At 61.6% G+C, this 9,442-nt stretch carries 8 protein-coding genes, 1 tRNA gene and 1 pseudogene; all 10 read left to right on the top strand.

The genetic code is table 11. The annotated features are described in order from the left end of the window. A pseudogene (locus Q8O29_RS03710) lies at positions 1–371 on the top strand (hypothetical protein); the annotation flags it as partial. A gap of 146 nt (positions 372–517) precedes the next feature. Continuing rightward, positions 518–844 carry a c-type cytochrome gene (locus Q8O29_RS03705; RefSeq protein WP_305560714.1) on the top strand — a complete coding sequence of 109 codons (327 nt, stop codon included), beginning with the start codon at positions 518–520 and terminating at the stop codon, positions 842–844. An 11-nt stretch (positions 845–855) separates the two neighbouring features. After that, on the top strand, positions 856–2,130 hold the full coding sequence (locus tag Q8O29_RS03700) for an NAD(P)/FAD-dependent oxidoreductase (protein WP_305560713.1): 1,275 nt from the start codon (positions 856–858) through the stop codon (positions 2,128–2,130). A 145-nt stretch (positions 2,131–2,275) separates the two neighbouring features. Beyond that, on the top strand, positions 2,276–3,607 hold the full coding sequence (gene rsmB, locus Q8O29_RS03695) for a 16S rRNA (cytosine(967)-C(5))-methyltransferase RsmB (protein ID WP_305560712.1): 1,332 nt from the start codon (positions 2,276–2,278) through the stop codon (positions 3,605–3,607). Beyond that, positions 3,588–4,253, top strand: a complete 666-nt coding sequence (locus Q8O29_RS03690) for a DUF4390 domain-containing protein (protein WP_305560711.1) — start codon at positions 3,588–3,590, stop codon at positions 4,251–4,253. The genes rsmB and Q8O29_RS03690 overlap by 20 nt, the downstream gene beginning before the upstream one ends. 74 nt (positions 4,254–4,327) lie before the next feature. Next, positions 4,328–6,556, top strand: a complete 2,229-nt coding sequence (locus Q8O29_RS03685; RefSeq protein ID WP_305560715.1) for an ATP-binding protein — start codon at positions 4,328–4,330, stop codon at positions 6,554–6,556. A 72-nt stretch (positions 6,557–6,628) separates the two neighbouring features. Continuing rightward, positions 6,629–7,306, top strand: coding sequence for a response regulator (locus Q8O29_RS03680; RefSeq protein WP_305560710.1), 678 nt, complete (start codon positions 6,629–6,631; stop codon positions 7,304–7,306). 18 nt (positions 7,307–7,324) lie between these two features. Then, a tRNA-Phe gene (locus Q8O29_RS03675) sits at positions 7,325–7,400 on the top strand. Positions 7,401–7,670: 270 nt separating this feature from the next. Then, complete coding sequence (locus Q8O29_RS03670) at positions 7,671–8,618, top strand: ABC transporter substrate-binding protein (RefSeq protein WP_305560709.1); 948 nt, start codon at positions 7,671–7,673, stop codon at positions 8,616–8,618. 21 nt (positions 8,619–8,639) lie between these two features. Then, a complete protein-coding gene (locus tag Q8O29_RS03665; protein ID WP_305560708.1) occupies positions 8,640–9,359 on the top strand; it encodes a cation:dicarboxylate symporter family transporter in 720 nt (239 codons plus the stop codon). Positions 9,360–9,442 lie beyond the last annotated feature (83 nt).

The following is a 9,442-nucleotide window of genomic DNA, read 5'->3' as shown; positions in this document are numbered from 1 at the left end:
AAGCGAAAAGTGGCCCCGGCGAGGACAGTTTTTGCCGGGTTTGCAGCGCCATAGCCGTAGCTATGGGGCAAAAAGCCGGTGAAAAATGGACCGTCGCGGCCGCTTTGCAGCCGACGTTCCTTCTGCCGCCCAGGCTCCTAGTTCATCCTCACATGCGTTTTTTCGAGCAACAGGACAGGGTGCGTTCCCAGACCCGCAAACTGCTGCTGTTTGCCCTGGCTGTGTTGCTGCTGGTACTGCCCATCAATGCCGCGCTGGCCTTGACCTGGCGTTTGGTGACGCCAGGTTTCAGCGCTTACCCGGCGCTGTCGCCGGAGCCCCCGTCCGCGCAGGATGAGCTGGCGCCGACGCGGCCTGGCGCCATGTTGTGAGCGCGCCTGCGATTGCGCCAATAAGCACATCACAAAAGATTCGAACCGCCGGACGCTTGCGTCGGGGCTGGGTACTGGATACTCCCTATGGTCGGCGCCGTGGGCCGCGTTAAATTGGGTTCCTGTCGAAACTGTGAGGAGAAGCCGTGAAGATTTACTTGTCAAGCACGACGCTGGCGCTTTGCGCGCTCGCGGCGTCATCCCTGAGCCATGCCCAGACCGCTCCGGCCCAGGCGCTGTACACCCGCAGCCTGGCGGCCACCTGCGCCAACTGCCACGGCACGGACGGCAGGGCGGTTCAAGGCTCCAGCGCGCTGCCCTTGGCCGGCATGGATAAAAATTACCTGGTAGCGCAGATGAAGGCCTTCAAGACCGGTACGCGGTCCGCAACCGTGATGCATCAGATCAGCAAGGGGTACAGCGACGCCCAGATCGATGTGCTGGCCGGCTACTTTGCCGCACAGAAGAAATAAGGAGAACATTCATGCAACGACGTTCCTTCCTCCAGTCTTCCGCCGCCCTCAGCCTGCTCGGCCTCGGTGCCTGCGCCACCACCTCCATTCCGTCCAAAGCCAAAGTTGTGGTGATCGGTGGCGGCTACGGCGGCGCCACTGCGGCCAAGTATGTGCGGCTGCTGTCGGACTACAAAATCGACGTGGTGCTGATCGAGCCGCAGGCCGCGTTCATCTCCTGCCCCATCTCCAACCTTGTGCTGGGCGGCAGCAAGCAGATCGGCGACGTCACCACGGCCTATACCGGCCTGAGCAAAAACCACGGGATCACCGTCGTCAGGGACATGGCCAGCGCGATCGATACCGCCAAAAAGACCGTCACGCTCGCCGGCGGCGCCACCATCGCCTATGACAAGCTGGTGGTCTCGCCGGGCATCGACCTGATGTACGGCAGCATCGAAGGCCTGCAGCAGGCGCAGGCAGCCGGCCAGATCCTGCAGGCCTGGAAAGCCGGTGCCGAGACCGTGGCGCTGCGCAGGCAGCTTGAAGCCATGCCCGATGGCGGCGTCTACGCGATCACGATTCCCGAAGCGCCTTACCGCTGCCCGCCCGGCCCTTACGAGCGGGCCTCGGTGATTGCCGGCTACTTCAAGGCCGCCAAGCCGCGCAGCAAGGTGCTGATCCTCGACGCCAATCCGGATGTGACCTCCAAAGGCCCGCTGTTCAAGAAGGTCTGGGCCGAGCAGTACAAGGGCATCATCGAATACCGTGGCCAGCACAAGGCGACCGCTGTCGATGCCAAAGCCGGCGTGGTCAAGTTCGACGTGCAGGAGGACGTCAAGGCCAATGTGCTCAATGTCCTGCCGTCCATGCGCGCTGGCGCCATTGCGGTGCAGACGGGTTTGAACAACATGGCCAACAACCGCTGGTGCGGCGTCAACTACCAGAGCTTCGAGTCCACCGCCGCCAAAGACGTGTTTGTGATCGGTGATTCGATCCAGATCGCGCCAGCCATGCCCAAAAGCGGCCACATGGCCAACAACCACGGCAAGGTTGCGGCGGCGGCCATCGTGGCGCAGTTGTCCGGTTGGGAGATCAACCCGGCGCCCATGCTGACCAACACCTGCTACAGCTTTGTGGACAACAAGAATGTAATCCACGTTGCCAGCGTTCACGAGTACGTCGCAGCCGAGAAAACCTTCAAGACCGTGGCCGGCTCTGGCGGCGTGAGCGCCGGGCCTACCGAACTCGAAGGCGTGTATGCGCTGAACTGGGCCAGCAACATCTGGGCTGATAGTCTGGTCTGAATTGGCTGCGGGGACGTTCCACCTGTGCTTCCGAATTGCAAGCAGGGGCCGCAGAACCGGCTTTGCCGGGCCGCAGGCGCAGCGGCCCCCTCGGGGGGCAGGGAGCTACACGCAGTGAGCGACCGTGGGGGCTTACATTAACTCCATGCAAGACACCCCCACCCAAATCCCCCTGTGGCGCCAGCTCCAGGGGGCTGCTTTTTTACTGATGGCCGTGCGCGCAGGCCGCTCGATGACTGCGGCGCTCGAAGACGTGGATGGCGCGCTCCGGCCCGGCGTGCAGGCCTTGGGCTTTCATGCCCTGCGCCAGCTCGGGCGCGCAGAGGCTCTGCGCCAGCAGCTAGCCAGCCGCCCGCCACCGCCCGAGGCTGACGCGCTGCTGTGCGTGGCCCTGGCGCTGATCTGGACGGAAGAGGGCGCGCCCTACACCTTGCATACGCTGGTGGACCAGGCGGTGGAGGCCGCCAAACGCAGCGAGGACACGCGCCACCAGGCCAGCTTCATCAACGGCTGCCTGCGCCGCTTCCTGCGCGAGCGGGATGCGCTGGTGGCGCAGACCGAAAAACATCCGCAAGCCGTCTGGAACCATCCGCAGTGGTGGATTGACCGTGTGCGCAAGGACCATCCTGCGCAGTGGCAGGCCATCCTGCGGGCCAACAATGCGCGCGCGCCGCTGATTCTCCGGATTAATCAACGAAAAACGACTCCAGCCCATTACCAGCAAGCCCTGGAAGCTATTAATATAGGAGCAAATCCGGTGGGCGGGGAGGGCGTTGTTTTGGCGAACGCGCAGCCGGTGCCGTCTTTGCCGGGCTACGCTGAAGGTCACTTTTCGGTGCAGGACGCGGCAGCGCAGCTGGCCGCACCCTTGCTGCTGGACGGGCTGGCCGCTTTGGGCGGTGGTCGCCTGCGGCTTCTTGACGCCTGTGCTGCGCCGGGCGGCAAGACAGCCCACCTGCTGGAACTGACCGATGCTGATGTGACAGCGCTCGACATCGACGCGCGCCGCTGTGAGCGTATCGTGCAGAATCTGCAGCGCCTTGGTTTGCAGGCCGATGTGCGAGTCGGTGATGCCGCACGTCCCGATGGCTGGTGGGACGGCCAGCCGTATGACGGCATCCTGCTGGACGCGCCGTGTACTGCTTCGGGCATTGTGCGCCGGCACCCGGATGTGCGCTGGTTGCGCCGCCCCACCGACATCGCGCAACTCGCGGCCTTGCAAAGGCAATTGTTTGATGCCCTGTGGCCGCTGCTCAAACCCGGCGGGCGGCTGCTGTACTGCACCTGCTCGGTTTTCAGGGCCGAAGGTGAGCAGCAGGCGCAAACGTTTGTTACGCACCACAAAGACGCCCATTTAATGCCATCCCCTGGTCATTTACTGCCTCAAAGTGGCGTGACCGGGACCGTCTTCCCGGACAATTTGAACGGTGAGAACGACGGCTTTTATTACGCAATGTTTGAAAAACGCGGGATTTGAACCTGTGTTGCGGCGGGCACTTGCGTTTTGCGCCTGCGCGCTGATGGCCTGTGCCAGCCCTGTGGCGCTGGCGGCCGAGCTCGCGCAACTGAAGATGGAGCGCTCCGACGAATCGGTGTACTTGTCGGCTGCCGTCAGATTCGATTTGCCGACTGTCGTCGAAGACGCACTGCTCAAAGGGATTCCTCTATTTTTTGTGGCCGAGGCCGACATTTACCGGGACCGCTGGTACTGGTACGACAAACGTGTCACCACGGCCACCCGCACCATGCGCCTGGCCTTTCAGCCGCTGACACGGCGCTGGCGCCTGAATATCCTGTCCGGCGCGATCAGCGTGACCGGTTTGCGTGCGTCTTTGAGCCAGAACTACGACAGCCTGTCCGAGGCCATGACGGCCATCCAGCGCATATCTCGCTGGCGCATTGCCGACGCCGCTGAAATCGAAGCCGCCTCCCGGCACAACGTCGAGTTCCGTTTCCGGCTCGACCTGTCGCAGCTACCGCGCCCTTTCCAGATCGGTGTAGCGGGGCAGCGCGACTGGGCCATTGCAGTGGAAGACAGCCGCCAGCTGCTGGCCGAGCCGATCCGCGACATCTCGCTGGCGCCCGACATGGCCAGGGAAGTGGCCAAAGAGGCGGTGAAGTGAACCTTAGGCGCCAGGTGGCGTCCGTGAAAAGCAGTCCGGCCTTCCGCTGGACGGTCGGCGTCGGGGTGGGGGTGATGGCGGCGCTGGGGCTGGTGCTGATGTTCCTGCTGACCCAGGCCACCGGCAACCGTGAACTGTACGAGCGCAACTACGTCCTGCTGTTTGGGCTGAACGTGGCAGTGGCCGGCCTGCTGCTCCTGGTGATCGGCTGGATCGTGCTTCGCCTGGTTCTGCGCCTGCGCAAGGGCAAGTTTGGCAGCCGCCTGCTGGTCAAGCTGGCGGCGATTTTTGCGTTGGTGGGCCTGATGCCCGGCATGATGATTTACGTCGTGTCTTACCAGTTCGTCTCGCGCTCCATTGAAAGCTGGTTTGATGTGAAAGTCGAAGGCGCGCTGGACGCTGGTCTCAACCTGGGCCGCGTCACGCTCGATACGCTGGCGTCCGAACTGGCCAATAAAACACGGGCGGCAGCCGGCCAGTTGGCGCAAACGCCTGACGCCACTGCGGGTCTGGCGCTGGAGCGCTTGCGTGATCAGCTCGCCGTCAGCGACGTGGTGCTGTGGTCGGCCTCCGGCCAGATGATTGCCAGCGCTGGTGATTCGCGTTATTCGATCAAGCCCGAGCGCCCGCCTGGGCAATTGCTGCGCAACGCGCGCACCCAGCGCGTGGCCACGCAGATCGAGGGTCTGGACGAGGTGGCGCTGCCCGCTGCAGAGGCAGGCGGTGCCGAGCCAGCCGCGTCCGCAGCGCCGGGCGCCGCCGGTGACGTCAACATTCCGCCCCGCATCAAGGCGCTGGCACTGGTCAGCAGTCCGGGCGTGGGCTTGTTCGGCGAAAACCGGTTTTTGCAGGTGACCGAGCTGCTGCCCGTCAGCCTGGTGGCCAACGCCATCGCTGTGCAAGAGGCCAACCGCGAGTACCAGGAGCGCGCGCTGGCCAGGGGGGGCTTGCGCAAGATGTACATAGGCACACTCACGCTCAGCCTGTTCCTCGCGGTGTTTGGCGCGGTGCTGCTGGCGGTGGTGCTGGGCAACCAGTTGGCCCGTCCCTTGCTGGTGCTCGCCGAAGGCGTCAAGCAGGTGGCCCAAGGCGATCTGACGCCCAAGGCCGCGCTGCAGGGCAAGGACGAGCTGGGCGGGCTGACGCGCTCTTTTGCCGACATGACCCAGCAACTGGCCGACGCGCGCGGTGCCGTGCAGAAAAGCATGGACCAGGTCGATGCTGCCCGTGCCAACCTGCAGACCATTCTCGACAACCTGACGGCGGGCGTCATGGTGCTGGACCTTCAGGGGCGCATCCAGACCAGCAACCCCGGCGCCACCCGCATCCTGCGCGCGCCACTTGCGGCCCACCACGGGCGACCGCTGAGCGAGGTTCCCGGTATGGCTGCCTTTGCAGAGGGCGTGCAGGCGCAGTTTGACACCTACTTTGGCGAGAACACCCTGCACGGCATCGAGCATTGGCAGCAGTCCTTCGAGCTCAATGCCGCCCAGCCCGGCACGCCCGACAATGCCATCACGCTGATTGCCCGTGGCGCCAAGATGCCGGGCAACGAATGCCTGCTGGTGTTCGACGACGTGTCAGAAATGGTCTCGGCCCAGCGTGCCCAGGCCTGGGGTGAAGTGGCCCGGCGGCTTGCCCATGAGATCAAGAACCCGCTGACCCCCATTCAGTTGTCGGCCGAACGACTAGAAATGAAGCTCACCGGCAAAGTCGCCGAGCCCGAGCAGATTTTGTTGACCAAATCCGTCAAAACGATTGTTGACCAGGTTGATGCCATGAAGCGGCTGGTCAATGAGTTCCGTGACTATGCGCGCCTGCCCGCCGCCGAACTGAAGCCGGTAGACCTTAATGCGCTGGTCAATGACGTGATCCAGCTTTATGCCAGCGACAACGCGGTGGTGCCGGTGCAGGCGGAGCTGGAACCCGGTTGCCCCGAGATCAAGGCGGATTCACAACAGATTCGCCAGGTTATTCACAACTTGTTGCAAAACGCCCAGGACGCCCAGGAGGGACTGCCCGCAGGGCGCACGGCGCTGGTCACACTCAAGACCGAATACTCGCCGAGTTCGCGCCGCGTGCGCCTGACGGTGCGCGATAACGGCAGCGGCTTCCCCGAACACATCCTGAAGCGGGCGTTTGAGCCCTACGTCACAACCAAGGTCAAAGGCACCGGGCTGGGCCTGGCTGTGGTCAAAAAAATTGCCGACGAACACGGCGCACGCATCGATATTTCAAATCGCGTGGTCGATGACGCCGTGCAGGGCGCCCAAGTATCGTTATCATTCGCGGTTGTGACTTAACAACACTTGCGGGCGCAGAACTGAAGAGCTGCCGCAGGATCGATAACTGCTGGTTAGGGATAGCGATTCATCATGGCAAATATTCTGGTGGTTGACGACGAATTAGGCATACGCGATTTGCTGTCGGAAATTCTCAACGACGAAGGCCATCAGGTCGAACTCGCAGAAAATGCGGCCCAGGCCCGCGCCGCCCGCAGCCGCGCCCGCCCGGACCTGGTGCTGCTGGACATCTGGATGCCCGATACCGACGGCGTCACCTTGCTCAAGGAATGGTCGTCCAGCGGAATGCTGACGATGCCGGTGATCATGATGAGCGGCCACGCCACCATCGACACGGCCGTCGAAGCCACCAAGATCGGCGCGATGGCCTTCCTCGAAAAACCCATCACCCTGCAAAAACTACTTAAAGCGGTGGAGCAGGGACTGGTCAAATCAGCGGGTCGCAAACCGCTGGCACCACCAGCCACCTTGCTGCATACGCCGGACCTGACCGTAGAAGTCGCCATGACCAGCGGTGTCGCCGCCGCCGTGGTCGAGCTGGGCCCGCAGGCGACGCAGAGCTTCCTGCTCGAAAAACCGCTGCGAGACGCACGCGATGAATTTGAAAAAGCCTACTTTGAATTCCACCTCGCCAAGGAGGGTGGCTCCATGACGCGCGTGGCTGAAAAGACCGGTCTGGAGCGCACTCACCTGTACCGCAAGCTCAAGCAACTGGGCGTGGACCTGACTCGCGGCAAGCGCGCTGCCTGATATATAATTTGAGGTTCAGGCCCGGTAGCTCAGTCGGTAGAGCAGAGGATTGAAAATCCTTGTGTCGGTGGTTCGATTCCGCCCCAGGCCACCAGATGCGCAAGCCCTTGATCCCCAGCGGATTCAGGGGCTTTTTGATTGGCGCGAAGGTTTGCTCTTTGGCCACATGCTGGAGATAAGCAGCACTTTCTGCTGTGCTGTAATTTCGGGCAGTTTCTCGCGGTCAGGCCACGAATTCTGAATAAAATTGACTTCCAGCCCATGTCTGATGGGTGTATGCAGCTATCAAAAAAAGAGCATATTCAGCCGGTCCACCTGCTGCAGTGCCGGTCGCACCTCAGCAATGCCCCCTGTCGCTGTAAACATGAATCAGGATTTGATGATGTCGTACAAAAGGCAAGCGCAACAGCATTTGTATCGCCCTTCAAGCAAAGGGTGGAAGATTTTTATCCTGGCGCTGGCCTGGGCTGCGTGTTTGGCACCGGCGCTGGCGGCAGGCCCTACAGTTCCGGTTGCAGCGAGAACGTCTGATGCGCCGGTGCCGCCGTCAACGCTTGTGAAGGTCGTCGACGGCCGCTTCCTTGCTCCCGACATTGCCCGCATCGTCAATCGGGGAGAGCTCGTTGTGGCAATGCTCGGTGTGGATACGCCGCCCTTTTTCTACATAAAAAAAGGGGAACTGGTCGGCCTGGAGGTTGACCTGGCCAAGGCGATTGCCAAAGAACTCAAAGTGAATGTGAGGTTTGACCGCAGCGCGCGGACCTTCAATGAGGTGGTCGATATCGTCGCACGGCAGGAGGCGGATCTGGGCATCAGCAAGTTGTCCCGGACACTGGCGCGCGCGCAGATGATCAGTTTCACCGATCCGTATATTCGTCTCAATCATGCCTTCATCCTGAATCGGGTGAAGTTCGCGGAGCTGGCCAGGGACCGGCCCCTGCCCGTCGTGGTGCGTGAGTTCAAGGGCTCCATCGGCGTGATCGCGAAGTCCTCTTTTTCCGACTATGCCAGCAAAAATTTTCCCCTGTCGGAGCTTCGAGAATTTCCAACCTGGGATTCCGTCCTGAAGGCGCTTGAAAAGGGCCAGATCATGGCGGCCTATCGGGATGAGTTTGAGATCAAGCGGATATTGAAGAGCGATCCTACGGCGTCGTTGACGCTGCGCACGGTCACCTTCAAGGACCTGGAGGACACGCTGGGCATCGCCGTTGGCATCCAGGACCCGACATTGCTGGCCTACGTCAACCAGTTTTTATCTGAGGGTTCGGAAAAATTGACCATCGACAAAGTGCTGAAGGCGCTGGACAAGTAGTCGACCAACCAAGGTGCTGTGATGATCAATCTGAAAAAACTTTATGCGTTCGCGCTCAACCCTTGGGTGGTGATTGCCAGCTTGTCGGCGGGCTTCATGCTGGGCATGTACGCGCCGGCTCTTGGTCTCAAGCTCGGGTTTGTAGGCGACATATATGTGGACCTGCTCAAGATGATCGCCTTGCCGTTCATGGTATCGGCGGTCATCTTCAGCCTGCAACGCCTTTTTCGCGAGGGCGGCGGCGGTGGCCTGATGGCACGTGTCGCCGTTGTCTTTACCGTATTTTCCGTGGTGGTCGCATTGCTGGGTGCGCTGACCTTGCTGGTGATGAAGCCGGGAGAAAACCTGTCGACCGAAACCATGCAGACCTTTGGGAAGATCGTTGGGAACGACCTGAACTCCAGTGACACGGTCATGAGCCTGCAGGGCGTCGATGCACCTGTCAAATCCATCAGTTTCACGGAGGTGCTGGTCAGCTTGGTACCCTCCAATATTTTCGCGGCACTGGCAAGCGGCGATACCTTGAAGGCGCTGGTCTTTGCCCTGCTGTTTGGTTTTGCAGTGGGGCAAGTTCCATCGCGCGTTTCCGACGGGCTGACGCAGTCACTGGAAACCATCTACCACTCGTGTCAAACCCTGATGCGGTGGTTGAACTATCCCCTGCCCATCATTCTTTTCTGCATGGTAACTACTCAGCCCAACTTTAGGCAGACGTACTGGATTCAGCCGAAGCGGGGCTGAGGCGGTGCACCCTTGAAGGCGGCGACAAGGGAGTCAAAGATGTTCGCCCCTTGCTTGTGCATGGTCGCGGCATATGAGCGGAT

The sequence above is a fragment of the Polaromonas sp. genome (genome assembly GCF_030689685.1).
Classification (GTDB): Bacteria; Pseudomonadota; Gammaproteobacteria; order Burkholderiales; family Burkholderiaceae_C; genus Polaromonas.
Note: the sequence above shows the minus strand (reverse complement) of the source record. Positions and strands in the feature narration are given on the sequence as shown.

Excerpts from the sequence above, each read along its gene's own strand:
- Q8O29_RS03670 (WP_305560709.1), top strand. The coding sequence starts at position 7,671 with ATGAATCAGGATTTGATGATGTCGTACAAAAGGCAAGCGCAACAGCAT.
- Q8O29_RS03685 (WP_305560715.1), top strand. The coding sequence starts at position 4,328 with ATGGCGGCGCTGGGGCTGGTGCTGATGTTCCTGCTGACCCAGGCCACC.
- Q8O29_RS03680 (WP_305560710.1), top strand. The coding sequence starts at position 6,629 with ATGGCAAATATTCTGGTGGTTGACGACGAATTAGGCATACGCGATTTG.
- Q8O29_RS03665 (WP_305560708.1), top strand. The coding sequence starts at position 8,640 with ATGATCAATCTGAAAAAACTTTATGCGTTCGCGCTCAACCCTTGGGTG.
- Q8O29_RS03700 (WP_305560713.1), top strand. The coding sequence starts at position 856 with ATGCAACGACGTTCCTTCCTCCAGTCTTCCGCCGCCCTCAGCCTGCTC.
- rsmB (WP_305560712.1), top strand. The coding sequence starts at position 2,276 with ATGCAAGACACCCCCACCCAAATCCCCCTGTGGCGCCAGCTCCAGGGG.